The 24,390-nt window shown below is 65.1% G+C and carries 17 protein-coding genes and 1 tRNA gene; 5 read left to right on the top strand and 13 right to left on the bottom strand.

Translation table 11 applies throughout. From position 1 onward, the window contains the following. Window positions 1-59 precede the first annotated feature (59 nt). The 7 genes from IM784_RS07780 to IM784_RS07750 are packed head-to-tail and all read right to left on the bottom strand — an operon-like array spanning window position 60 to window position 9,055. Complete coding sequence (locus IM784_RS07780; protein ID WP_199554755.1) at window positions 60-1,211, bottom strand: dipeptidase; 1,152 nt, start codon at window positions 1,209-1,211, stop codon at window positions 60-62. Then, the gene (locus IM784_RS07775; RefSeq protein WP_199554754.1) at window positions 1,208-2,773 is read right to left on the bottom strand and encodes a serine hydrolase; all 1,566 of its coding nucleotides are present in this window, start codon (window positions 2,771-2,773) and stop codon (window positions 1,208-1,210) included. Before IM784_RS07775 ends, IM784_RS07780 begins: the two co-directional genes overlap by 4 nt. Beyond that, a complete protein-coding gene (locus tag IM784_RS07770) occupies window positions 2,770-3,876 on the bottom strand; it encodes a YkvI family membrane protein (RefSeq protein WP_199554753.1) in 1,107 nt (368 codons plus the stop codon). The genes IM784_RS07775 and IM784_RS07770 overlap by 4 nt, the downstream gene beginning before the upstream one ends. Beyond that, on the bottom strand, window positions 3,873-4,916 hold the full coding sequence (locus IM784_RS07765; protein WP_199554752.1) for a DUF1611 domain-containing protein: 1,044 nt from the start codon (window positions 4,914-4,916) through the stop codon (window positions 3,873-3,875). Before IM784_RS07765 ends, IM784_RS07770 begins: the two co-directional genes overlap by 4 nt. Next, window positions 4,883-6,031, bottom strand: coding sequence for a dipeptidase (locus IM784_RS07760; protein ID WP_199554751.1), 1,149 nt, complete (start codon window positions 6,029-6,031; stop codon window positions 4,883-4,885). The genes IM784_RS07765 and IM784_RS07760 overlap by 34 nt, the downstream gene beginning before the upstream one ends. A 34-nt stretch (window positions 6,032-6,065) precedes the next feature. Continuing rightward, window positions 6,066-7,061 carry a dipeptide epimerase gene (locus IM784_RS07755; protein WP_199554750.1) on the bottom strand — a complete coding sequence of 332 codons (996 nt, stop codon included), beginning with the start codon at window positions 7,059-7,061 and terminating at the stop codon, window positions 6,066-6,068. Next, window positions 7,061-9,055 (bottom strand): serine hydrolase domain-containing protein, encoded by a 1,995-nt coding sequence (locus IM784_RS07750; RefSeq protein ID WP_235976681.1) that lies wholly within the window; start codon window positions 9,053-9,055, stop codon window positions 7,061-7,063. Before IM784_RS07750 ends, IM784_RS07755 begins: the two co-directional genes overlap by 1 nt. A 179-nt stretch (window positions 9,056-9,234) precedes the next feature. On the opposite strand from IM784_RS07750, the gene IM784_RS07745 reads away from it, so the two are divergent. Together IM784_RS07745 and IM784_RS07740 are read left to right on the top strand one after the other, a co-directional pair. Then, entirely contained in the window at window positions 9,235-9,864 is a 630-nt protein-coding gene (locus IM784_RS07745) for a helix-turn-helix domain-containing protein (protein WP_235976678.1), read from the top strand. A 187-nt stretch (window positions 9,865-10,051) separates the two neighbouring features. Continuing rightward, on the top strand, window positions 10,052-12,364 hold the full coding sequence (locus IM784_RS07740; RefSeq protein ID WP_199554748.1) for a TonB-dependent receptor: 2,313 nt from the start codon (window positions 10,052-10,054) through the stop codon (window positions 12,362-12,364). A gap of 88 nt (window positions 12,365-12,452) precedes the next feature. On the opposite strand, the gene IM784_RS07735 is transcribed toward IM784_RS07740, so the two are convergent. The 5 genes from IM784_RS07735 to IM784_RS07715 form a co-directional block, all read right to left on the bottom strand. After that, window positions 12,453-13,670 (bottom strand): acyl-CoA dehydrogenase family protein, encoded by a 1,218-nt coding sequence (locus tag IM784_RS07735; RefSeq protein WP_199554747.1) that lies wholly within the window; start codon window positions 13,668-13,670, stop codon window positions 12,453-12,455. A 12-nt stretch (window positions 13,671-13,682) separates the two neighbouring features. Next, the gene (locus tag IM784_RS07730) at window positions 13,683-14,777 is read right to left on the bottom strand and encodes an acyl-CoA dehydrogenase family protein (protein WP_199554746.1); all 1,095 of its coding nucleotides are present in this window, start codon (window positions 14,775-14,777) and stop codon (window positions 13,683-13,685) included. A 63-nt stretch (window positions 14,778-14,840) separates the two neighbouring features. Further along, window positions 14,841-15,107, bottom strand: coding sequence for a hypothetical protein (locus tag IM784_RS07725; RefSeq protein ID WP_199554745.1), 267 nt, complete (start codon window positions 15,105-15,107; stop codon window positions 14,841-14,843). Window positions 15,108-15,110: 3 nt separating this feature from the next. Continuing rightward, window positions 15,111-15,710 carry a prolyl hydroxylase family protein gene (locus IM784_RS07720; protein WP_199554744.1) on the bottom strand — a complete coding sequence of 200 codons (600 nt, stop codon included), beginning with the start codon at window positions 15,708-15,710 and terminating at the stop codon, window positions 15,111-15,113. 31 nt (window positions 15,711-15,741) lie between these two features. Then, entirely contained in the window at window positions 15,742-19,194 is a 3,453-nt protein-coding gene (locus IM784_RS07715) for an indolepyruvate ferredoxin oxidoreductase family protein (RefSeq protein ID WP_199554743.1), read from the bottom strand. A gap of 172 nt (window positions 19,195-19,366) precedes the next feature. On the opposite strand from IM784_RS07715, the gene IM784_RS07710 reads away from it, so the two are divergent. Then, window positions 19,367-19,451: transfer RNA gene (locus IM784_RS07710), tRNA-Leu, on the top strand. A 67-nt stretch (window positions 19,452-19,518) separates the two neighbouring features. Continuing rightward, window positions 19,519-21,105 (top strand): trigger factor, encoded by a 1,587-nt coding sequence (tig, locus tag IM784_RS07705; RefSeq protein WP_199554742.1) that lies wholly within the window; start codon window positions 19,519-19,521, stop codon window positions 21,103-21,105. A 205-nt stretch (window positions 21,106-21,310) separates the two neighbouring features. Here the strand turns inward: tig and IM784_RS07700 are convergent, their stop codons facing one another. Continuing rightward, the gene (locus IM784_RS07700) at window positions 21,311-22,081 is read right to left on the bottom strand and encodes a TorF family putative porin (RefSeq protein ID WP_199554741.1); all 771 of its coding nucleotides are present in this window, start codon (window positions 22,079-22,081) and stop codon (window positions 21,311-21,313) included. A 288-nt stretch (window positions 22,082-22,369) separates the two neighbouring features. Between IM784_RS07700 and parE the strand changes: the two genes are divergently transcribed. Next, window positions 22,370-24,346, top strand: coding sequence for a DNA topoisomerase IV subunit B (gene parE, locus IM784_RS07695; RefSeq protein WP_199554740.1), 1,977 nt, complete (start codon window positions 22,370-22,372; stop codon window positions 24,344-24,346). Window positions 24,347-24,390: the final 44 nt, after the last annotated feature.

The raw sequence follows: 24,390 nt of genomic DNA, 5'->3' as shown, positions 1-24,390 counted from the left end.
ACCTGAAAATCGGGGTGAAAACGGAAAATGGTTTTCAACCCATTAACTGTATCCGGCGGCTATTTTACCTCTGCTGCGCGCAGGATGCGCAGGATGTTGCCGCTCCACATCTTTTCGAGATCGGCCTCGCTGTAGCCCGCCGCCTTCAGCCGTTCCGTGACGTGGGGGAGGGCCGTTATGTCGGCCAGCCCTGCGATCCCGCCGCCGCCGTCCCAGTCGGCGCCGAAGCAGACATGGTCAGGCCCGGCGACCTTCAGCACGTGCAGCGTCGCCTGTACGAAGCGCTCGAAATCGGCTTTCCAGATCGGGTCCCGCTGGTCGAGCGCGCGCCATTGGCGGGCCATTTCCTCGCGGTCGGCCTGCGAGAGGGTTTCGATGTTCTCGAACTTTTCGAACAGGGCTGCGCGCTCGGCAGTCATGTTCATCGGCGCCAGGAACACGCTGGTGACGCAGATGGCGCCGCCCTTTGCCGCCAGCTTGCGAATGCGATCGTCGCTGAGGTTACGAGGCAGGTCGGTGAAATCGCGCGAGCCGGAGTGCGAGAGGAGCAGCGGTGTCTTTGACAGTTCGAGCAGCTGGTCGAACGTGTCGTCGGAGGAGTGGCTGGGGTCGATCACCAGACCGAGCCGGTTCATCTCGGCGACCCATTTGCGGCCGAGCGGGCTGAGGCCGTTCCACTTCGGCTTGTCTCCGGAGCTGTCGGCAAGCTGATTATTGGCGCCGTGCACAGGGCCCGCGAGGCGAACGCCGCGGCGTTTGAACTCGGCCAGCAACGACAGGTCTTCGCCCAGCGGGTAGCTGTTTTCCATGCTTTTGAAGGCGACGAGCTTGCCGGCCTTGTGCAGTGCCAAGGCTTCATCTGCCGTGGTGGCGAGGCCGATCGCCCTGCTGTTCGCCGCCATGACCCGGTCGATGCTGTCGCTGCGGTTGCGGGCGTGGGCGAGGGCTGCTGCATAGCCTTCGGGAGTGAGCGGGCCTTGCCCGGTGTAGATGACGAAGAAACCGCCATCGAGGTTGCCGGCCTGCATGCGCTGCAGATCGACCTGGCTGAGATCGATTGCCGGATCATGCCTGGCGGCGAAATCCCAGCCGGGGGCGTCGAAGAAGCTGGGGGTGTCGAGGTGGGTGTCCAGCGTGAACAGCTTCTGGTGCAGGGTTTCCGCCTGCGCTGTGGTTGCCAGCAGGAGGGCGATCAGGGCTGCGTGCTTCACTTGGCCATGTCTTTCACCGGACGGAGATCGAGATCCTTATAATCCCAGCTGAAGTCGGCGATGGGATTTTCCACCTGCATCGAAACGCGATCGACCTTGCCGTCGGCATCCAGCGCGAAGGTGACAAGGGCGGGTTCGATGCCCTTGTCGGTGAAACGGGTGACGAACGTATCGTATTGGTAATGCTCCAGCGTGCCCTTCATGTCGGGCGTGGAGCGGAAATCGATGGTGAGGCCCTTGGCGGTCTGGCCGATCACGACATCGCCATACCAGGCATCGCGGTAGGTGCCGGCGTAGGTGCCGAGCGGCAGGGATGGACCGACCTTGGCGGGCTTGGTCTTCGGCGCGGCGAGCTGCTTCACGGCATTTGCCTGCCGGGCCTTCACGAAGGTCTGGAACTTCTCCGGCCAGCCGGCCGCCGGCTGATCGAGATAATGGTCGATCAGCTCGAACATCAGTCCGCGCAGCACCCAGCCGTCTTCGCTGTTGATCTGCAGGGCGAAGCCGACGTCCTTGCCCGGAATGAGAGCGGTGATCGTCTGCGAGCCGAGGACGGCGCCGCCATGGGAGATGATCTTCACGCCGCGATAGTCGCTGACATCCCAGCCAAGCGCGTAGGTCTTGAAATTGGGGGTGAGCGCGGCGAGGTCGCCGGGGAAGGCGGATATCGGCTGGAGGACGACCGGGGTCCACATTTCCTTTGACTGGGCTTCGCTGAACAGGCGGCCGCCTTCGGGGAGCGCGCCCTTCGCCAGTTGCGCGGTTAGCCAGCGGGTCCAGTCGTCGGCGCTCATGGCGATGCCGCCGGCGGGCGCACCGTTGCGGCCGAGCTCGTCGCCTTCGGGCAGCGGTTCCTGCGGGCCGACGCCGCGGATCGCCCCCATGCGGGCGTGCGGCTGGGCACGGTTGGGGTTGGCGAGGCGGCCTTCCTTGCTGGTGGTGCCGTCTTTCATGCCGCCTGCGGCCAGCAGGTTTTTCTGCACATAGTCTTCCCAGGTCTGACCGGTGACTTCCTCGATCAGCTGGCCGGCGACCATGTAGAGGATGTTGTCGTAGGCGTAACCGGAGCGGAAGCTGGTGGCTGGCTTGATGTTGGCGATGCGCTTCACGCTTTCCTTTCGGGAAAGATAGGTGCGCGGCACGAACATCAGGTCGCCGGCGCCGAGGCCGAGGCCGCTGCGGTGGACGAGGAGATCGCGCACGGTGATTTCGCGGGTGACGTAGGGGTCGTACATGCGGAACCAGGGGAGATGCTGGATGACGGGATCGTCCCAGCCGATCTTGCCCTGATCCACCAGCTGGGCGAGCGCGGCGGCGGTGAGCGCCTTCCCCGTGGAGCCGGTCTGGAAGATCGTATGTGCATCGACCTTGTCTGTCGTGCCCAGTTTGCGGACGCCGAAGCCCTGCGCCATCACCGGCTTCCCCTGCTCGACGATGGCGACGGACATGCCGGGGATGCCGGCCTCTGTGCGGAGCTTTTCGACGCGGTCTGCAAAGCCGGCAGGGGGTGCCGCCAGCGCGGGGGCGGCTGCGAACAGCAGGAGGGCGGCGAAATGTTTCATGCGTTTGTCTCCGGCGCGGGGCGGCGCCACAGGGTGTAGAGGCCGATGGTCAGGAGCGGGGCGACGAAGACGGCCAGGAACATCCAGGCGAGCAGGCGGTAGCCGCTGGCGATGAGGGCGATGAGGCCGATGCGGTCGGCGACGAACAGGCACAGCGCCATCAGCAGCGCGGCGGATACGGCGCGCGGGATCGGGCCGAACGGACGCTTCACGGCATTGCCGATGCGCTCGTTGATGGCATGGACGGCGCCGGCGCCGCTTTCGAGAAGGGCGGCGAAGATCATCGCCTGGAACATCCAGTGGAACAGCGGCACGTTTATCTGACGCAGCAGGAAGTCCGACGGGAGCGCTTCCTTGCCGATGGCCGGATAGAAGGCGGCCATTCCGAGGAAGAAGAGGATGGCGGGGAGCATGGCGAGCGGCCCGGCCACAAGGCCGGCGACGACGGCGTCGCGCTGGCTGGTCATGTGGCGCAGCACGGGCAGGATCACCACCGCGCCAATGATATTGTAGCTGGCATAGGTAAGGCCGCCGAGCGCCCAGTCGCCGGAAGGTGGCGGGGCGATGGCGAAGGCTTCGCTGATGCGGTGGCCGAAGCTGGTGAGGGCGAGGACAAGGAAGATCGCGTAGGTGAGGTAAAGCAGCCACGAGACATATTTGAAGACTTCCTCGACGCTGTGGGTGCCAAACGCGACCGTGGCGACGATGCCTGCCCCCAGAAGCAGCCCGCCGACCCAGATCGGCCAGCCGAACATCGCCTCGCCGATGGCGCCCGCTGCGGCGCCGAAGACGGAGAGGATGAGGACGACGAAGATGATGTAGGCGATTTCGAACAGGAAGGCGGCGGGGCCGAGCAGCTTCTGGAAGAAATGGCGATAGTCGTAGGCGCCGACATGGCGGGCGAAGGCGAAGGTGATGGCGGCGATCCCGCTCCAGATGAGCATGGCGAGGAGCATGCCGGCAAGGCCGCCCCAGGGGCCGTGCGGCAGGAAGAATTCGGCGAGTTCGCGGCCCGTCGCGTAGCCGCCGCCGATGATGACCGCCTTCAGCGCGAAGCCGGGCAGCAGGAAGCGCTGGAACCAGCTGGAAGTGGCGGCGCTCATGCGAGGCAGGCGTCGACGAGGGCGTCGAAGGCGGGGCCGCCGCGGACCGGGTCCGCCGCCGGCAATCCGAGACGCGCGGAGGTGGCGGCAAGGACGGCTTCGGCGGCTGCTTCGGAAAGCGCCGAGGTGTTGAGGCTGACCCCGGCACAGCGGATGGCGGGGTTGGTGCGCTTGCCGAGCAGCACCGTCAGTTCGATCACCTCCTCTATGGTGGGAAGCGGCAGGCCGGCGATGCCCATCACCTCGCTGCGGTCCGGATCGTGGCAGACGATGAACAGGTCAGGTTGGCTCCCGTGCAGCAGGCCCAGCGAAACGGCGGCATAGGCCGGGTGGAAGAGCGAGCCCTGACCCTCGATGATGTCCCAATGATCGGGCGCCGCATCGGGGCTGAGCTGCTCGGCGGCGCCGGCTTCGAAATCGGCGACGACGGCGTCCATCGGCATGCCGCCGCCGGCGATCAGGATTCCGGTCTGCCCGGTGGCGCGGAAGTCGGCGTCCACGCCGCGTGCCTTGAAGGCGCGGGCGATGGCCAGGGCGGTGTATTTCTTGCCCAGTGCACAGTCGGTGCCAACGGTCAGGAGGCGATTGCCGGTGCGCTTGCGGCCGTTGCCGGTGGGAAGCCCGGCGGGGGGTACGCGCACGTCGATCAGCTGGCGGCCGTTGCGCGCTGCGGCGTCGGCGAGCTCGGGGATGGAGCCCAGGCGGACGTGCATGCCGCTGACGAGATCAAGGCCGGCGTCGAGCGCTTCGACGAGGAGCGGCACCCAGGCGGGCGGGATGACGCCGCCTTCGTTGGCGACGCCGATGACGAGGGAACGGGCGCCGGCTTTGCGGGCGTCTGCAGGGGAGAGACGCGGCAGGCCGGTGGTGACGCTCGCCGTTGGCAGCGCGATTTCGCCAAGGCAGTCGTCGGCTGCCCAGTCGCGGAGGCCAAAGGCCGTCTTGGCGTAGCTGGGGTTTTGCGTGTCCCCCAGGAAGAGGAGGTAGGGGCGGGGGATGCTGCGCGTCACGAGCTTTTTGCTTCCGGGCGGGGCGTCCATGTCTGGGCGAGCAGGCGGCGGAAATTGCCACCGAGCACGGCCTTGATGTCGGCGTTGGAATAGCCGCGGCGGATCAGTTCCTCGGCCAGCGTGAAGGTCTTTTTCGGATGATCGAAGCCGTCTGTATCGATCTTCTCGCGGAAGCCGTAGCTCGCCTTGTAGGAGGATTTCAGGATCGCATATTCTTCGGGCTTCATGTCGTCATAGCCGTTGAGATCGGCGTCCGAGCCGATGCCGACATGCTCGATGCTGGTGAGCTTGCGGACATGATCGATGTGATCGACGAGATCGACGATGGTGGTGGGATCGGTCTTCTTGATGAACATGCGGACGCCGGTGATACCCATCACCCCACCCTTTGCGGCGAGCGCCTTGATCGCTTCGTCGGTGGTGGTGCGGGGGTGATCGACCAGCGCCCGGCAATTGCTGTGCGTGATCGCGATCGGGCCCTTGGCGAGCTGGATCCCGTCCAGCTTGGTCTGGTCGCCGCAGTGGGAGATGTCGACCAGCATGCCGACCTTTTCCATTTCGGCGATGATGGAGACCCCGAAGTCGCTGACGCCGCCGTCGACACGGTCCGTGCTTCCGGAACCGATCATGTTCTGGCTGTTGTAGGTGAGCTGCGAACAGCGCAGGCCGAGGCGATGGAAGCGGGCGACATCCTCGACCGTGCGGAAATGCTCGGCGTTCTGGATGCCCATGATGACGGCGCAGAGGCCGCGGGCCTTGGCGCGATCGAGGTCCTCGACTTCGCCGACGAGCGTAAAGACGTCGCTGTTGCGGCCGACGAAGCCCTGCCAGGCGGCCAGATTTTCCAGCGCATCGGTGAAGGCGTCGGGGCCGCCCAGGCCCCAGGCGCTGTGGAATCCGGTGATACCGCTGCCGCGAAACTCGGCCTTTTCGGCGTCGGTCAGGCGGCGGGTGTAGGCGTCTGCGGTGAGGCTGATCTTGAGCGGCGCCAGCATGTCGATGACGAGCGATTCCTTCACCACGTCGATCGCGCGCTTCGAGAAGGCGGGGCCGCCTGCCGCCAGGGCGATCCGGCTTTTGGCGATCATCGGGAAGGCAAGCAGCGAGGCGCCGCTTCCCAGCATGTTCCGGCGCGAGAGAGTCATGGTGTGGCCCTTTTTCGTGTTCAGGTCAGGGGAGTCAGGCTGCTCCACCCCAAAGCTCTGCCGGGCAATCGATCTTGCCGTCGGTGTAGGTGACGGCTGGCGTGCGATCGGTTGCGAGGAAGGTGGGACCGTCGAGATCGACCACGTCGCAGAGCTGGCCGAGGAGGAAGGAGGGCGCCATGGCGAGGCTGGAGCCCATCATGTTGCCGACCATCACGTCGAGGCCCATTTCGCGGGCGCGCCCGGCCATGGCGAGCGCTTCGGTAAGGCCGCCGCACTTGTCCAGCTTGATGTTGAGCACGTCGAAGCGGCCGGGCAGGCGATCCATTTCGGCGAGCGACAGAACGCTTTCGTCTGCGGCGACCGGGATCGGGCGATCAACCTCGTCCATGTCGGCTTCGGCACCGCGGGCGAGGGGCTGCTCGAGGAGGGCGATGCTGTGGGTAAGCAGCATGTCGAACAGCGCGGGAAGGGCGTCTGCCTTGTAGCCCTGATTCGCGTCGACCCCGATCCAGGCATCCGGGCGGACGGCGCGGACTGCGGCTACGCGGGCAGCGTCGAGCTCGGCCTCTCCGGTGAGTTTCAGCTTGATATGGTGGGTGTCCAGCGTGGCCGCTGCTGCTGCCATCACCTCTGGCGCGTCAGCGCCCAGCGTGATGGTGGTGGGAAGCTGGCGCGGGCTTTGGAGGCCAGCCAGCTGCCAGGCCGGGCGACCGGATTGGGCGGCCTCCAGATCCCAATAGGCGCAATCGAGGGCGTTGCGGGCGCCGCCGGGGGGCAGCAGCGCCTGCAGGTCCTGACGGGTGGCGCCTGCCTCTATGGCGGGGCGGACGCTTTCGATCGCCGCCATGATCGCGGCAGCATCGTCGTTCAGATAATAGACGCCCGCCGACTCTCCGCGTCCGGTCGATTGTCCGTCGGAGAGTTCGACAAGCACGACCGCTGTCTCGGTAAAGACGTGGCCGGAGATGCGGAACGGCTTCTTGTAGGGAAACAGCTCGATACGCGCGGATAGGGTGAGGTGGGTCATCAATATACCGTTCCAAAGCCGATCAGCTTGCCGAACCAGGCAAACCACAGGAAGATTATGGCGGACAGCACCACCAGCACGCCCCACAGCCTTGAGCCCCAGCCCGAGTTGCGGCGCCAGATCAGCAGCAGGTTCCAGATCGCGAAGCCGAGGAAGGCGACGAGAACCACCGGCGTGAGGATCTGCAGCGTGTAGAGCAGCCAATCCAGCTTGCCGCCGAGATTGGCGAGGTCGGCGAACATCAGGGTGATGAGCGTTGCCCAGCCGGCGAAGATGGCGAGCGCCAGCCATGCGAGCGCATGGGTGATGCGGAATACCCGGCGATCTCTTCCGGTAAGCGGGAAGGCGACGCCGTGGCGGCGACGGGCGATGGCGCCTGCCGGCCAGGCGAGCGCGGTGAGCGCGACAAGGCCGAGTGCGGCGCTGATGGCGGGCACCAGCCATTTGGCATCGACCGTCCAGTGCACCGGATTGAGCACCATGAACGGCGAGATCTGATCGATGCTGGCGCGGACGACACGGCCATTTTCCACCTTGGCAGCCAGGCGTTCGCCGGTGAGCGGATCGCGCCAGACGAACGGGGCGACTTCGACCCACTTCACCGGCTCGCGGCCGAAGCCGTTGAACGAGGCGGAGGTAACCTGACCCTTGTCGTCGACGCTGATCTTGGTCTGGCCCAGCAGACCGGTGGCAGCCATGAAGCTGGCGACGCCGCCGCGGCTGTTGGCGTAGTTGCCGGCCAGCAGCGCACCATGTTCGCGCCTGGTCTTTTCGTCGAGCTTCTGCGCCGGTTCCAGCGGAACCGGGGCGAGATAGCGGTTGGCGAACTGGTGGAACAACGCGTTGCGCAGCGATCCGGCGGCGCCGGGGTCGCCGAGGCTGTTGATCGACAGGAAGAAGCCGGTGTTGCTGTCGGGAAAGAGCATCAGCAGCGAGTGGAACCACTGGGTGTCGCCGCCATGTCCGATGGCGCGGTGACCATTGGCGTGCTGCTCGTAGAAGCCCAGCGCCATGGTGTTGAGCGGACCGACGCCGGGGGCGCGGTAGTCGTGCATCATGGCCGCAGTTTCGGGCTTCAGCAGGCCGGCACCATTGGCGAGGTGGGCGAGCATGAACTTGCCCATGTCTTCGCCGCTGGCCGACAGGCTGCCGGCCGGGGCCGGGAGGACGAATTCGAACGGTTTGGCATCGGTGCCGGCGGTCTTGTAGCCCTTGGACATCAGCGGCGCGAGAGCCGGCGGCAGCGGCTGGCGGAAGGTCGCGTGCTGCATGTCCAGCGGCTTGAAGATATGGGCGTCGAGATAATCGTCGAACGGCTGGCCCGAGACACGCTCCACGACATAGCCGGCGAGCGCGGTGGCATAGTTGGAGTAGGAAGGTGTCGATCCCGGCGCATAGACGCGGACCGGCAGGCTGCGTTTCAGCACTTCGCCCAGCGGCAGGTGATCGTTCGGGTTCGGGCTGATCAGATAGCGCGCGCTTTCATCGAAGCCCGACGTGTGCGTCATGATCTGTCGCAGGGTGACGGGCTTGCCCTGATAGTCCGGAATCTTGAAGTCGATGTATTTGTTGACGTCGGCATCCAGATCAACCTTGCCCTGTTCGACCAGCTGCATGACCGCCGTCCAGGTGAAAAGCTTCGAGACGGAGCCAGGCCGGAAAAGGGTGGTTTGCGGTGAGACTGGCGTGCGCTTGGCGACATCGGAGAAGCCGAAACCGCGTTGCGTGAGAATCTGGCCGTCCTTCACGATGACGACGACGGCGCCAGCGATATCTGCGCGGGCGAGGGCATAGGGCATCAGCCCATCGAGCCAGGCGTCCGCGTCGGCCTTGGTCAGCGGGACTGAGCCGACGGGAGCTGCCGGTAGGATTGCGGCGGTTTTCGCGGGCGTCGCGGCGACCGGGGCGGGGGCCGGGCCCTGCGCCATTGCGCCAGAGAACGTGCCGGTAAGGGCGAGCAGCCCGACTGCCAGATCTCGTATGATTCGCCGCATGCAGATTCCCTTTATGCTCCTGCCCGTGAGCGTCCTTCCGCGCCATGGCTGCAGGCTTCCTTGCGCTGCTTGCACGAGCTGGATGGAGCGCTTATCGTTAAGGCAAGCTTCGTCCCAATCGGAGCATCATGGTTCTAATTGGAAAATTGTCAAACAGGTTTGTGGGGCTCTGGAACTCGATGAACGATACGCATTCGACACTCGGGACGGTGCTGAGGGGCCTTCGCAGCCGCCAGGGGTGGACGCTGAAGGAAATGAGCGCGAAGACCGGCATCCCGGTCTCTACGCTGTCCAAGATCGAGCACGATCGGCTGACGCTGTCCTATGACAAGCTGCAACAGCTGTCGCGGCGGCTGGGGATGCGGATGTCCGAGCTGTTCGCAGAAGGCCCGGATGTCGAAGTGCCGCAGGTGACGGCACGCCGCAGCATCGGAACGATGGAGCGGGCGCTGCGCGTCGAAACGGACAACTACGACTATCATTATCTCTGCACGGACCTGCGCCGGAAGCGGATGATCCCGATCCTGACCCGCATCCGCGCCCGCAGCACCGAGGAGTTCGGCGATCTGGTCACGCATCCCGGCGAAGAGCTGGTCTATGTGCTGGAGGGGCGGATCGTGGTGCATACGACGCACTATGATCCGGTGACCCTGAACCCCGGCGAGGCGATCTATATCGATTCGACGATGGGCCATGCCTATCTGGTGGCCGAAGGCTTTGAGGAGGCGCTGGTGCTGGGCGTCTGTTCGAGCGCCGAAGACGGGCTGATGGATTCGCTGATGAGCCTGCATGGAGAAGTGGCGGCCTGAACGCCGGGCCCTGCGCGCGGCCACATCGTGGCTTTCCGGAGACGCTGAACTGAAAAACTGTCCTGTTCGGGATTGAAATTCTCGGATTGGAATGATCTTATGCATTTTCATGACGGTTGGGGCCGTCTCAGGGACAGTCTGCGGGAACACGCCACAAGGCGGCCCTGCGAGAGAAGGGAATTTCAGAATGGCGATGGGTCATTGGTTGCAGGGCGCCGGCATGGCAGCGATCGTGCTGGCGGCCGCACCGGCATTGGCGGCAGATGCCGTGGATACTGAAACCGGGATGGAAGAAATCCTCGTGACCGCTCAGCGGCGCGAGCAGACGCTGTTCGAGGTGCCGCAATCCGTTGCCATCCTGAGCGGGGCAACGCTGGAACAGCAGCAGGCAACCAGCTTCCTCGACTATGTGAAGATGGTGCCCGGCATGGGGCTGACGCAGGATACGCCGGGTGAATCGCGGGTTATCCTGCGCGGCGTGAATACCGGCTCCGTCGGTTCCACGGTTGCGATCTATGTCGATGACAGCCCGTTCGGCGCGAGCGGCAGTCTTTCCAACGGCGGCATTCTGGCCGGAGACTTCGATACCTTCGACATCGAGCGCATCGAGGTTCTGCGGGGGCCGCAGGGCACGCTCTATGGTTCCAATGCGCTTGGTGGCGTGTTGCGCTTCATCACCGCAAAGCCCAGCACCGACAAGCTGATTGCGCGCGGGCAGGCCGGCGTTGAAACGACCAAGGGCGGCGGCACCAGCTGGTATGCCAACGCCATGGCTAACGTGCCGCTGGGCGAGACGCTGGCGTTCCGTGCAAGTGGTTTCTATCGCGATACGGCGGGCTATATCGATGCCGCGGGACGCAACGCGAAGAATGTGAACGACGCGCAGATCTATGGCGGCCGCGCTTCGCTGCTGTTTGCGCCGTCCGATAATTTCTCGGTTCGGCTGTTTGCGCTGGCGCAGAATATCGATGTCGGTTCGCCTTCGAACTTTACCGTCAATCCGCTGACGATGCATCCAACAGACCCGATTACCGGGGCCAACACATCCAACCTGACGCGCTATGAGCGGATTGCCGAAAGCAATACAGTCGACTACCGGATGTATTCGGGGACGATCGATTGGGCGGTGGGCTTTGCCGATCTCACCTCGATTACCAGCTACAGCACGCAGATCCAGAAGCAGCTGAGCGACATCAGCACCAACTCGATCCGCCCGACGGCCAACTTCTTCTATGCGCCGGCGGCGCCGGGGACGATCGGGGTCGCCTATCAGAACAACATCGACGTGAAGAAATTCACGCAGGAGGTGCGGCTGGCCTCACCAAACAACGACAAGTTCGAATGGGTTGTCGGCGGTTATTACACGCATGAGGACACCGGGCTGGCGCAGGAATACCTGCCCTTCTCTCTGGCGACCGAGCAACTGCTGCCGACCGAGTTCACCTTTGCAGGCACCACCTATCCGCACTTCGTGACTGCAGCCATCGACGCCAAATATGAGGAAGTCGCGGCCTTCGGTTCGGCGACGCTGCATCTGGGCGATCGCTTCGATATCACCGCGGGCGGGCGCTACAGCCATAACTCGCAGAGTTCCACTCAGGAGGTGATACAGCTGGGTGCCGGAACGCCGCAGGATGGTTCTTCGTCCGAAGGCGTCTTCACCTGGTCGGTGTCGCCACGCTTTGAAATCAACGATCGCACTGTTGTCTATGCGCGTGTTGCCAAGGGCTATCGCCCGGGTGGGCCGAACTTCATCCCGCCGAACCCGCCGGCCGGATATCCCAGCGAATTTTCGGCGGATACGCTCATCAGCTATGAAGTCGGCCTGCGGGCGGAAACGCCGGAGCGGACCTTCAGCCTGGATGCCTCGGTCTATTATCTCGACTGGAGCGACATCCTGATCCTGGGGCTGGTGGATACGCCGGCAGGGCCAGTCGGGGTGAACACCAACGGGCAGGATGCGAGCAGCGTCGGTGTGGAACTGACGGCCATCGCCCGGCCCATCGCCGGTCTGACCATGACGCTGAACTTCGCCTACAACGACGCGAAACTGCTGGACGACACCGTGCCGAGCGGTGGCGGGACCAACCTGACCGGCGGCTATGACGGCGACCAGCTCCCCTATGCGCCGAAGCTGAATACCAGCCTAGCGGCCGACTATGAATGGTCGATCGGCGACGATGCGGCGGCCTGGGTAGGCGGCAATGTGCAGATCGTGAGTGAGCAACCCGGCGGCTTCAACGCGGCCTATCGCGCTGCCTTTGGCGGGCCGATCATCTTGCCGGGCTACATGAATGTGGACCTGCGGGCCGGCGTTCGCTTCGGCGGGGTCACCGTTTCGGCCTATGCCCGGAACCTGACGAACGAACTGGCCCTGATCAGCGCCGGGGCCTATCCGACGGCGGTGCCGACCGATCTGGGCGGACAGAATATCACCCAGATGTTGGCGGGTGCAGCGCGTCCGCGGACGTTCGGCGCGACGGTCGGATTCAGCTTCTAGAGCGGAAATGCAAAGGGGGCGCCCCGCAACGGTGCGGGGCGAAGCCTGCGTTAACCATTAGGGAAACGCAGGCTTTTCCTCTGCCGCGTTACAGCGGCTTCAGCTGGCTGAAAGGGGTGTCCTTGTCGGGGCGAAGGTCTCCGGGGAGGCCCAGCACGCGCTCGGCGATGATGTTGCGCAGGATCTCGTCGGTGCCGCCGGCGATACGGAGGCCCGCCGACCACATGTAGCTGCCCTGCAGTTTTTCGAGATCGGAGCCGGCCTCCACTGCGAGGCCGGACATTTCGGCGAGATCGAGGGCAAAGCTGGAGACGTCCTGCAGCGTCTTGGCGACGACTACCTTGGAGATGGACTGCTCAGGCCCCGGAACCTGCCCGCGCGAGAGGGCGGAAAGCGCCCGCATCTGCGTGAGCTTGATGCCTTCGTCGGCGATATAGGTGTCGGCGATGCGGTTCCTGACATCGGCGCGCTGGATGGCGGGGCCGGTGTCTGTGTCGATGCCGCTCGCCACGTTGATCAGCGCCTGATAGCCCGGCGCGCCGCGCGGCTTGCCGCCGACGGCCAGGCGCTCGTGCATCAGCGTGGTGAGGCTGACCTTCCAGCCGTCGCCGACGGCGCCCAGGCGGTGCGTGTCCTTCACGCGGACATCGGTGAAGAAGACTTCGTTGAAGTCGCTGCTCCCCGACATCTGGCGGATGGGACGGACTTCGACGCCGGGCGCCTTCATGTCCACGATGAACATGGTGAGGCCCTTGTGCTTGGGCGCGTCGAAATCGGTGCGGGTGACGACGATGCCGAAGTCACTCTTGTGGGCGAAGCTGGTCCAGACCTTCTGGCCGTTGATGACCCATTCGTCGCCGTCCTTCACCGCCCTGGTGCGGATCGAGGCGAGATCGGAGCCGGCCACCGGCTCGGAGAAGAGCTGGCACCAGACTTCCTCACCGCGCAGTGCCTTGGGCACATAGCGGGCGGCGATTTCCGGCGAACCGTGGGTGAAGACGGTGGGAATGCACATGCCGAGGCCGATCGAATAGAGCCCCGACGGCACGAAGGTGCGGCCTTCCTCCTGGTTGAAGATGATCTGGTGCATGGGGGTGAGCCCCTGCCCGCCGATCGCCTTGGGCCAGGTGATGCCGACATAGCCGTTTTCGAACTTCTTCAGCTGCCACGCCTTGGAGCGGGCCACGAAGTCCTCAAGCCCCCAGGGCTTTTCCGGTGGCTGTTGATATTCGGCGGCGGCTTCGGCGAGCCACGCCTTCACTGTGGCGCGGAATTCGGCTTCCTGCGGAGCGTCGTTGAAATCCATCTTCCCTCTCCCTCAGGCGGCTGCGCGGTTGCGGTTTTCGAGCGCCCGGACGAGGCGATCTGACCAGTGCGCCTTGCTGCCGATGGAGACGGCGAGCAGGCGGTTGCGGCGATAGTAGAACTGGCAATCCTGTTCCCAGGTGAAGCCGATGCCGCCGTGCAGCTGCACCGATTCCTCGGCGGTGTATTTCAACGCGTCGAGGCTGGCGACGCGGGCGGCTGATGCCGCCTGCGCCAGTTCGGGGGCGTCCGCGCTCCAGGCCCAGCAGCCGTGCAGGGCGTGGGCGCGGGCGAGTTCGGCCTTGATATACATGTCGGCGAGCTTGTGCTTCACGCCCTGATAGCGGCCGATGCGCTGGCCGAAGGCGACCCGCTCCTTCGCATAGGCGAGCGTCATTTCGCGCGCGGCGTCGGCGGTGCCGAGCGCTTCCCATGCCGAGAGCACGGCGAGGCGTTCGGTAAGCTTCACCCAGTCTGCAGCGGTGCCGAGCGCTTCGGCGGCGACGCCGTCGAAGCCGACCTTCGCCGATGGGCGGACGAGGTCGAGCGTGTCCTGCTTTTCGCGGGTGGCGCCGTCCAGCGAGGCGATGGCCATGGCCGGGCCGTCAGCCGTGGCGACGGTGACGATCGCGACGGTGGCGACGAGGCCATCGATGACCGGGTTTTTGGTGCCCGAGAGCTTGCCGCTGGCCAACTTGGCGGAGGGCATCTGGGTGGGGCTGTTGCTGCCCTCAGCCCAGGCGAGGCAGCCGACTGCTTCACCCGACGCCAGTTTCGGCAGCCATTCGGCCTTTTGCGAGTCGCTGCCGGCAAGCAGGATCGCCTCGATGGCGGCGAGCGTGGACATCAGCGGCACCGGGGCGAGGCTGCGGCCGATTTCCTCGGCCAGCACGCAGGCTTCATCGGCGCCGAGGCCGAGGCCGCCATGCTCTTCCGGCACGCGGGCGGCTGGCCAGCCCTGTTCTACGACTTCGGCCCAAAGGGCGGCGTCGTGGGTGGCGGCTGCATCCATCACTTTGCGCGCAGCCGGGGGCCCGGCGCGGGCGTCCAGAAACTTGCGGGCTGCTTCTTTCAGTGTCTTGGCGTCGTCTGACAGGTCGAAGTTCATGAGGCTGTTCCTCCCGCTTCCGGCCTAATCTGTCAGGCGATAGGATTTCGCCTGTCGATTGCGTCAGTCTCCGCCGCCATCGCTTCCGCCGTCGCTGCCGCCGTCTCTACCATTGGCGCCCCAGCTACCGCTGGCGCCGCCGCCCCCGAACGCACCGCCGCCGCCCTTGAAGCTGTCATGGCTTTCGCTTCGGTCGCCAGAGCCGCCCGTCTCCGAAGCATGACCATGGCGTTCTGTCTTGTCGCTGCGCTTTTCCACCTTGCGAACGCCGCCAAACTTGAAGGCCAGCCAGATCACCAGCAGCAGGACAAGGATGAAGGCAATTACCATGGCTCAGCGCATCTCCCGCTCGCGATACCATTTGGTAATGATGTATTTCGTGCCGCGATGCACCTTCATTCCGGCGTGCAGGGTTTCATAGTTCGGCCGGCCTGCCGCATCGAGGTTGTGCCAGGCGACCAGCTTTCCGGTTTCGGGCTGGATGATCTTGTCGATGCGCTTGAAACGGGTTGCGCCGCCCTCCTCCGGCCGGTTCAGATAGACCATCAGCGTCCATGTGCGCTGGCCGCCGATGGCGGTGTTGGCGTGCCAGTCGGGGCCGGTTTGCTCGAAATAGTCGGTGTGCAGTTTGAACTCCTGCCCCGGCGCATAGCGCTGGCCTTGCAGGACTTCGCCGTGGTTCACCGGCTGCCCGCTCATCTCGGCCAGCAGAGCGTCCACCTTGTCGACGAGCGGATCGCCGGGGAACAGGTCGCAGGTCTCGCTGGTGCGGTTGAAAGGGTCGCCGTTGGCGTCGGAGATGGTGGAGGGGCGGCGGTTGCTGTCTATGCGGGCGACGAGGGCGTCGCAGGTGTCCGCATCCAGAAAGCCGCGCTTCTGGTAGAGGGTGAGGGTCTTGGAGGGGAAGCGCTGGCAGCCGGAGAACGGAGTCATCCGGCCACCTTAGCTCTGATTTGTGACGATGTCAGGCAGCGGCGCGGGCAGCTTCTCCTGGCCATTTGGCCCACAATGTGGCGCGGCGCAGCGCGACCGACCTTTCCGCCGCCGCCTTCACCGGGCCATAGCCGCGTGCGTCCAGCGGCAGGCGGGCGATTTCGGTGGCGAGCGCAAGATTTTCGGTGGTGAGGCCGGCGATCAGTTTTTCGACCTCCGCTTCATAGGCCGGAATCGCCTCCCGCTCGCCGCGCCGCTCCTCGCTGCGGCCGAAGGGATCGAAGGCGGTGCCGCGCAGACCCTTGGAGGCTGCGAGCAGCTTGAAGATCGGCTCTACCAGCCAGCCGGGCATGTCATACTTCTTCGGGCGGCCGGTTGCCGGATCGGTCCTGGCGAAGATCGGCGGTGAGAGGTGGTAGGTGCGCTTCTGCATGGCGTCGAACGTCTCACCCAGCTGGGTGGTGAAACGGCCATCGGTCATCAGCCGGCCGACCTCATATTCGTCCTTGTAGGCCATCAGCTTGTGGGCGGCGCGGGCGACTGCTTCCGTCAAGGCCTCGCTGCCGGGGCGGGCGGCGGTTTCGGCGGCGCGAACGCGGGCGACGAGGGCGGTGTAGCGCGCGGCATAGGCGGCATTGCCCCAGGCGGTGAGGTCTGCGGCGCGCCTGGCGATGCGCTCGTCCAGCGTTTGCGCCACGACCGGGGCGGGCGTGACGAGGGCTTCGACGCGCGCGGGATCGTGCGCGAGCAGGCGGCCCAGTGCGAAGGCCTGCTTGTTGAAGGGAACCGCGACGCCGTTCAGCTCGATAGCGCCCTCCAGGCTGGCGAGCGAGAGCGGGATCAGGCCCTTTTGCCAGGCATAGCCCATCAGCAGGATGTTGGCGGCGATGGCGTCGCCCATCAGCTGGGTGGCGATGCGCTCGGCGCTCACAAAGTCATGCGCGCGGCTTGCCTGTTCGACCGCCTTCTTCACCTGTGCGGTCTTGAAATCATAGTCGCGGTTGCGGACGAAGTCGGCGGTGGGTGCGATGTTGGCGTTGGCGACGACATGCGTGCGCTGCGGCGACATCAGGTTCTGTGCGGCCTTGTCTGCGGCAACCACAGCGTCGCAGGCGATCACCAGATCGGCGGTGCCGGTCATGATGCGGGGCCCGAGCAGATCCTCGTTGGTGGGGGCGAGGCGGACGTGGCTCCAGACTGCGCCGCCCTTTTGTGCGAGGCCGGCCATGTCCGCGGTGGTGGAGGCGACACCGGCGAGGTGGCCGGCCATGCCGAGCAGTGCCGAGACGGTGAGGACGCCCGTGCCGCCGATGCCGGTGACGAGGATGTTGGCGGTTTCAGACAGCGCCGGAACGACGGGTTCGGGGATGCCGGAAAGGTCGAGCGCCTTTTGCTGCGGCTTGTGCAGCTTGCCGCCGGTGACGGAGACGAAGCTGGGGCAGAAGCCCTTCACGCAGCTGAAATCCTTGTTGCAGCTGGACTGGTTGATGCGGCGCTTGCGGCCGAATTCGGTTTCCAGCGGCTCGACGGAGACGCAGTTGGACTGCACCGAGCAATCGCCGCAGCCTTCGCAGACGGCAGGGTTGATGACGACGCGGCGATCCGGATCGGCCATCAGCCCGCGCTTGCGCCGACGGCGCTTTTCGGCGGCGCAGGTCTGGTCGTAGATGATGATGGTGCAGCCGGGGGTTTCGGAGGCGGTTTTCGAGATGCTGTCGAGCATGGAACGGTCGTGCAGCTCGGCTCCGGCGGGTAGGATGCCGCTGGGGTAGCGTTCCAGTTCCTCGGTCAGCACCCAGACGCGCTTGGCACCTTCGGCCTGCAGCTGGCGGGCGATCTGCGGCACTGTCAGCTCGCCGTCGTGCTTCTGGCCGCCGGTCATGGCGACGGCGTCGTTGAAGAGGATCTTGTAGGTGATGTTGGCGCCGCTGGCGATCGACTGGCGGACGGCCAGAATCCCGGAGTGGAAATAGGTGCCGTCGCCGAGATTGGCGAAGACATGGTTTTCCTGCACGAACGGTGCTTCGCCCACCCAGGTGACGCCTTCGCCGCCCATCTGGGTGAAGGTTTCGGCGCGATCCATCCACAGCGCCATGATGTGGCAGCCGATGCCGGCCAGCGCGCGGCTGCCTTCGGGCACCTTGGTGGAGGTGTTGTGCGGGCAGCCCGAGCAGAAATAGGGGGTGCGCTTGGTGGGGGGCGTGAACTTGGCGATCAGCGCCTCGCGCTTCTCGAAGAAGGCAAGGGCGTTGGCGATGCGGTCGGTCTTGTGGAAGTGGCCGACGCGCTGGGCGATCACCTTGGCGATCATGCCCGGCGTCAGTTCGTTGTCGGGCGAGAGCAGCCATTCGCCATGCTCGTCCTGCTTGCCGACGACCTTCGGGCGGACGCCGGGCTTCCAGTTGTAAAGCTGCCACTTCAGCTGATGCTCGATGAACTCGCGCTTTTCCTCGATGACCAGCACTTCCTCGAGGCCCTCGGCAAAGGCGCGGACGCCATCCGGCTCCAGCGGCCAGGGCATGCCGACCTTGTAGAGGCGGAGACCGATGTCGTCGGCGACCTTGGCGTCGATGCCGAGCTCGTCGAGGGCCTCCATCGTGTCGGCGAAGGCCTTGCCGGTGGTCAGGATGCCGATGCGCGGGCGCGGCGTGTCCCAGACCAGCTTGTCGATGCCGTTGGCCTTGGCGAAGGCTTGCGCGGCGAAGCCCTTGTAGCGCTGCAGACGGGTGTCCTCGTCGCGCCAGATGTCGTTCGGGCGGATGTGGACGCCGCCTTCGGGGAAATCGAAGGGGGGGAGGATGATCGAACGGCGCTCGCTGGCGGTGTCGACGGTGGCGCTGGTCTCGACCGTGTCTGCTGTCGCCTTGAAGCCGACCCAGGTGCCGGCGAAGCGGCTCATGGCAAGGCCGAGCAGGCCGTATTCGACGAATTCGTGCACCGAGGCAGGCGCCAGGAACGGCACGAAGGCGGCGGAGAAATTGTGATCGGACTGGTGCGGAAGCGTCGAGGATTTGGCGCCATGGTCGTCGCCAACGATGGCAAGGACGCCGCCATGCTTCGACGTGCCGGCGGCGTTGGCGTGCTTCAGGACATCCATCGCGCGGTCGAGGCCGGGGCCTTTCCCATACCAGAGGCCGAACACGCCATCATATGTCGGCTGGCGGTTGAGGGCGACCATCTGCGAGCCCCAGACGGCGGTGGCGCCAAGCTCTTCGTTGACGCCGGGGACGAACTGGATGTGGGCTTCGGCGAGGCGCTTCTTCGCCCGCCAAAGCTCCTGGTCGAAGCCGCCCAGCGGCGAGCCGCGATAGCCGGAGACGAAGCCGGCGGTGTTGAGCCCGGCGACCGCATCGCGCGCCTGCTGGACAAGCGCGAGGCGGACGAGCGCCTGCGTGCCCGAGAGGAAGATTCGCTCGGCATCCAGCGCATAGCGGTCGTCAAGCGAGACGGCGCGCGCTGGCGGCGGGGCGGTAACGATGGTCATGCGGCTCTCCCGGAAATTAGGGCAATAATACTGCCCTTTTTTCACCTTTGCAACCGATTCTGATGCCCTTTGCCGCGCGGCGCTTGCGCGGCCGGACAGCGCTGGTATAAGCCCGCGCTTCATTTCAGGCCGTGAGCGCCGCCAATTGGCGTGTCTTCAGGACCGGGGGTGAGCGGGTGTGGCGGAACTGGTAGACGCGCTGGTTTTAGGTACCAGTGTCGAAAGACGTGGGGGTTCGAGTCCCTTCACCCGCACCATCCGGACTGGCCGACAGGCCCCAAGTTTTCCGTCGCAAGACGAAATCTCAAGAGGATCGAGTTTCTGATGACTGTCACCGAGACGCTGAACGAAGGCCTGAAGCGCGGGTATGAGCTGACCATCACGGCTTCGGCCATTGCCGCCAAGGTGGATAGCGCGATCGCCGAAGTGGCGCCGCAGGTCCGCATGCCCGGCTTCCGCCCCGGCAAGGTGCCGAGCAACCTCATTCGCAAGATGCACGGCGAAGCGCTGCGCCGCGAAGCGATCCAGCAGGCCGTGAACGATGCCGTGAACGGGCTGATGACTGAAAAGGCGATCCGGCCGGCGATGCAGCCGACGCTGGATCTGGATGGCGGCGCCAACGAAGGCGAAGACCTGAAGGTTTCGGTGAGCCTGGAAGTGCTTCCCGACGTTCCGGACTCCGACGTCGACGGCATTTCGCTGGAGCGGCTGACGGTCGAAGCAACGGACGCCGACATCGATGCCGCAGTGGAGCGGCTGGCCGAGCAGCAGAAGAGCTTTGAGGACGCCCCCGCCAAGCACAAGGCGAAGACCGGCGACCTGGTGGTGATGGACTATGCCGGATCGGTCGATGGGGTCGCCTTCGACGGCGGCACCGGCGAAGGCATGGAAATCGAGCTGGGCTCGGGCCGGCTGATCCCCGGCTTTGAAGACGGCCTCGTCGGCGTGAAGACCGGCGACGAAAAGACCGTGAAGGTGACCTTCCCGGACGACTATCCCGCCGAAAACCTCGCTGGCAAAGCTGCCGAATTCGCCGTCAAGGTGACGGCCGTTCGCCAACCGAAGACAGTGGTGATCGATGACACGCTGGCCACCAACCTGGGCCTGGAGTCGCTGGATCAGCTGAAGACCATCCTGAAGGATCAGGTCGAAGCCGAGTTGAACGGGCTCACCCGCACCTATCTGAAGCGGAAGCTGCTCGACCATCTGGCCGCCGCGCACAGCTTTGAAGTTCCGCCTTCGATGGTGGATGCCGAGTTCCAGCAGATCTGGCAGCAGGTGGCCGCCGAAGCATCTGACGAAGACAAGGCTTCGATGGAAGCGGAGCGTGGCGACTATGGCCGCATCGCCGAGCGCCGCGTGCGCCTGGGGCTGCTCCTGTCTGACATCGGCCAGAAGAACGGCGTGCAGGTGAGCCAGCAGGAAATGAACCGGCTGGTGGCGCAGGAGGCTTCGCGCTTCCGCGGCCAGGAGCGCGAAGTGCAGAAATATTTCGCCGAGAACGCGATGGCCGCCGCCCAGTTGCGCGCCCCGCTGTTCGAAGAGAAGGTTGTCGACTTCCTGCTGGGCAAGGCGAAGATCACCGATCGCGCCGTGACTCGCGCCGAACTGGAAGCCGCCATCGAGAGCGAGGACGAGACGCCTCTGGGCGCCGGCGCGCCCGGCCATGTGCATGGCCCGGATTGCGACGATGACCATGGGCACGACCATGGTGCGAAGCCGGCGAAGAAGGCTGCTGCCAAGAAGGCAGTGCAGGCCGAGGAAGCGGCTCCGGTCGCGGAGGAAGCTGCGGCTGCTCCGACGAAGAAGGCGCCTGCGAAGAAGAAGGCGGCTGAGGCTGTGGCGGAAGCTGCGGTTGAGGAAGCGCCTGCGAAGAAGGCTGCTCCGAAGAAAAAGGCTGCGGCCAAGTAAGGCATTTGCGGGACGACCCGGCCGCTGGCTAAGCCAGCGAGTCCGGGCTGGTTTCAAGAGAAGTAGAAGAAGGCTCGGCGAAGCCGAGTCGTCGGACACGACAAAAAGGGGCGGCCTGTTGGGGCCGCCCCTTTTTGCATGCGGGCCGCAGCCTGCGGCGAGTCCGGGAGTTAGCGCTGCGCGCTAATCCCGGCCGCCTTTGGCTTCAGAACGCCGCGGTCAGGCTGAGCACAATACCATCCTTCGCAAGACGGTTGGCGCGGAAGCTGTCGCCTTCGCCATGGTCGATCGTCGAGCGCGACAGGTCGTTGCCGACATAGGCGATACCGACCGTGATCGGCGAGAAGGTGATGTCGGCGCCGATCAGCCAGTCCCACTTGCTGGTGGAGCGGCCGGATTCGTCGACGACGAGCGCGCCGCGCTCGTTGCCGAGCGTGCCCTTCAGCGTGATCGGCGTGCTGGGGATGGCTGCCGACAGGCCGCCGTAGAAATAGCGGCTGGAGCGGCTGAGGTTCTTCTGGTCCGGCGCCCAGTTGATGCCGGCCGTCGCGGTGACCGGGCCGAGCGGCATGGAGCCCGAGGCATAGAGTTCGACAACCGTGGTGTCCGAGCTGCCCGGATAGAAATAGCCATAGACGCCGACGGTGGTGGTGATGCCGGCGAGCGCGCCGGTCCAGCCGCCATAGATGTCGATCTCCGTCGTGGAGCCGGCATAGTCGGCGATCGACGAGCCCCACATGGAGACGAAGAAGCCGGGCTTGGTATTCAGCGTGATGCCGGCCTGAACGGCGGGATCGAGATCCGAATAGCTGACGCCGCGGAACCGATAGTCGCTGACGAAGGCGGCCGAACCGGTGAAGCTGATCGGCTTTGCCTCTTCGTCCTGCGCACTGGCAGCGACGGGCATCGCGAGCGCCGACAGGAGAAGCGCGCCCGAGAACAGGCCGCGGCCACCGATGTTGAAGAATGAATTCATTTTCCGCTCCTTAAGAAACCTGCACAGCGATTCAGTGACCCCGCACTGTACGCGGCCCTGCATTGATGATGCGCTCGCTGGAGGCACTATGGCGGGAGGCTTTACGCCTTCTTCGCGTTTAAAATGAAGATTGATTGTGCAGCGCACAAGTATGAAAAACACTATTTCCCGGCCTGTTGCAGCAGGATTTGGCCGCTGTGGCTTTGCTGCAACAATCCGGAGATGGGCGTTCCCTGCCTGTTCCCCAAGCCTGTTCCCATAGCACGAGGCTGCCGCTAAGGATGCGGCATGACGGATCTGTTTTCTGGCGGCACGGCCGAGCCGCAAGGTTATGATGCCCATTCCATCGAGGTTCTGGAGGGGCTCGAGCCCGTCCGCAGGCGGCCCGGCATGTATATCGGCGGCACCGATATTGCCGCGCTGCACCACCTGGCAGCCGAGATCCTGGACAATGCCATGGACGAGGCGGTGGCCGGCCATGCCAGCCGGATCGAAGTGGAGCTTTCCGCCGACGGCACGCTTTCCATTTCCGACAACGGGCGCGGCATGCCGGTGGATCGGCATCCGAGGTTTCCGGACAAATCGGCGCTCGAAGTGATCATGACCATGCTGCATTCGGGCGGCAAGTTCACAAGCGGCGCCTATTCCACGTCCGGAGGCCTGCACGGCGTTGGGGTTTCGGTGGTGAACGCGCTGTCCGAAGAGCTGACGGTGGAAGTTGCCCGCAACAAGGTGCTGTGGCGGCAGCGCTACTCCCGCGGCGCGGCGCTGGGGCCGATCGAGAATGTCGGCTCGGTGGCGAATCGACGGGGCACGACGGTTCGTTTCCGCCCGGATCCGCAGATCTTTGGGGCTGGTGTCCGCTTCAGTGCGGAACGGCTGTATCGTCTGGCGCGATCCAAGGCCTATCTGTTTGGCGGCGTGGAAATTCGCTGGAGCTGCGACCCGGAACTGGTGACAGAGAAGGTTCCGGAAACGCAGACCTTCATCTTCCCCGGAGGTCTTGCCGACCATCTGGCCGAGGATGTGGTGGGCGAGGCGACCGTCACCAATGCGCCGTTTGCCGATTCGCACGAATTCGCTGGAAATGCCGGTCGCGTGGAGTGGGCGATGCACTGGACCGTCGCCGGCGAGGCATCGCACAGCTGGTATTGCAACACCATTCCGACACCGCAGGGCGGAACGCACGAAGCGGGTTTCCGGGTGGCCATAATCAAGGGGCTGAAGGCCTTCGCACAGCTGGTGGGCGTGAAGAAGGCGGCTGATCTGACGGCGGATGACGCGCTCGTGGGCACGCGCATCATGCTGTCGCTGTTCATCCCGCAGCCGCAGTTCCAGTCGCAGACGAAGGATCGCCTCGCCTCGGTGGAGGCGCAGCGGCTGGTCGAGACGGCGGTGAAGGACCATTTCGATCACTGGCTGGCCGACGACCAGGAACGTGGGCGGGCGCTTCTTGCCTTTGCCATCGACCGCATGGACGAACGGCTGGCGCGGCGAGCCGAGCGCGAGGAAAAGCGCAAGACCGCGACCAACGCGCGCAAACTGCGACTGCCCGGCAAGCTGACGGACTGTTCCGCCAACGGGCGGGACGGCACCGAACTGTTCATCGTGGAAGGCGATTCGGCGGGCGGTTCCGCCAAGCAGGCGCGCGACCGCAAGACGCAGGCGATCCTGCCGATCCGCGGCAAGATCCTGAACGTGGCCAGCGCGGCGGCAGCAAAGATCGGGGCCAACCAGGAAGTCGCCGATCTGGCGCAGGCGCTGGGCTGCGGCACACGCGACAAGTATCGCGACGAAAGCCTGCGCTATGACCGGGTGATCATCATGACCGACGCCGATGTCGACGGCGCCCATATCGCGACCCTGCTGATGACCTTCTTCTTCCAGGAAATGCCGGGGCTGGTGCAGGCCGGGCGGCTCTATCTGGCGCAGCCGCCGCTGTATCGACTGACCGCCGGGGCCGAAAGTGTCTATGCGCGGGACGATCTGGAGCGCGAGCATTTGCTGGCGACGAAGTTCAAGGGGCGCAAGGTGGAGACCGGGCGCTTCAAGGGTCTGGGCGAGATGGCGCCGACGCAGCTGCGCGAGACGACGATGGACCCGTCGCGGCGGACACTGATCCGCGTCACCCTGCCGGAAACGCATCAGGATCGGCATCAGGTGCGCGATCTGGTCGACCGGCTGATGGGGCGCGTGCCCGAGCATCGCTTCAACTTCATCCAGGCGCATGCGGCGAGCATGGAAGTGGATGCAATCGACGCCTGATGCGTGCGACAGGCCTGCTGTTGGCGAAGGTTCAGATGCGCGCC

It is taken from the genome of Sandaracinobacteroides hominis, from assembly GCF_016464365.1.
GTDB classification, from domain to species: Bacteria; Pseudomonadota; Alphaproteobacteria; order Sphingomonadales; family Sphingomonadaceae; genus Sandaracinobacteroides; species Sandaracinobacteroides hominis.
The sequence above is the reverse complement of the archived record's forward strand: the minus strand, read 5'-3'. Positions and strand labels throughout refer to the sequence as shown.

Excerpts from the sequence above, each read along its gene's own strand:
- IM784_RS07775 (WP_199554754.1), bottom strand. The coding sequence starts at position 2,773 with ATGAAACATTTCGCCGCCCTCCTGCTGTTCGCAGCCGCCCCCGCGCTG.
- IM784_RS07770 (WP_199554753.1), bottom strand. The coding sequence starts at position 3,876 with ATGAGCGCCGCCACTTCCAGCTGGTTCCAGCGCTTCCTGCTGCCCGGC.
- IM784_RS07765 (WP_199554752.1), bottom strand. The coding sequence starts at position 4,916 with ATGGACGCCCCGCCCGGAAGCAAAAAGCTCGTGACGCGCAGCATCCCC.
- IM784_RS07760 (WP_199554751.1), bottom strand. The coding sequence starts at position 6,031 with ATGACTCTCTCGCGCCGGAACATGCTGGGAAGCGGCGCCTCGCTGCTT.
- IM784_RS07755 (WP_199554750.1), bottom strand. The coding sequence starts at position 7,061 with ATGACCCACCTCACCCTATCCGCGCGTATCGAGCTGTTTCCCTACAAG.
- IM784_RS07750 (WP_235976681.1), bottom strand. The coding sequence starts at position 9,055 with ATGCGGCGAATCATACGAGATCTGGCAGTCGGGCTGCTCGCCCTTACC.
- IM784_RS07745 (WP_235976678.1), top strand. The coding sequence starts at position 9,235 with ATGAACGATACGCATTCGACACTCGGGACGGTGCTGAGGGGCCTTCGC.
- IM784_RS07740 (WP_199554748.1), top strand. The coding sequence starts at position 10,052 with ATGGCGATGGGTCATTGGTTGCAGGGCGCCGGCATGGCAGCGATCGTG.
- IM784_RS07735 (WP_199554747.1), bottom strand. The coding sequence starts at position 13,670 with ATGGATTTCAACGACGCTCCGCAGGAAGCCGAATTCCGCGCCACAGTG.
- IM784_RS07730 (WP_199554746.1), bottom strand. The coding sequence starts at position 14,777 with ATGAACTTCGACCTGTCAGACGACGCCAAGACACTGAAAGAAGCAGCC.
- IM784_RS07725 (WP_199554745.1), bottom strand. The coding sequence starts at position 15,107 with ATGGTAATTGCCTTCATCCTTGTCCTGCTGCTGGTGATCTGGCTGGCC.
- IM784_RS07720 (WP_199554744.1), bottom strand. The coding sequence starts at position 15,710 with ATGACTCCGTTCTCCGGCTGCCAGCGCTTCCCCTCCAAGACCCTCACC.
- IM784_RS07715 (WP_199554743.1), bottom strand. The coding sequence starts at position 19,194 with ATGACCATCGTTACCGCCCCGCCGCCAGCGCGCGCCGTCTCGCTTGAC.
- tig (WP_199554742.1), top strand. The coding sequence starts at position 19,519 with ATGACTGTCACCGAGACGCTGAACGAAGGCCTGAAGCGCGGGTATGAG.
- IM784_RS07700 (WP_199554741.1), bottom strand. The coding sequence starts at position 22,081 with ATGAATTCATTCTTCAACATCGGTGGCCGCGGCCTGTTCTCGGGCGCG.
- parE (WP_199554740.1), top strand. The coding sequence starts at position 22,370 with ATGACGGATCTGTTTTCTGGCGGCACGGCCGAGCCGCAAGGTTATGAT.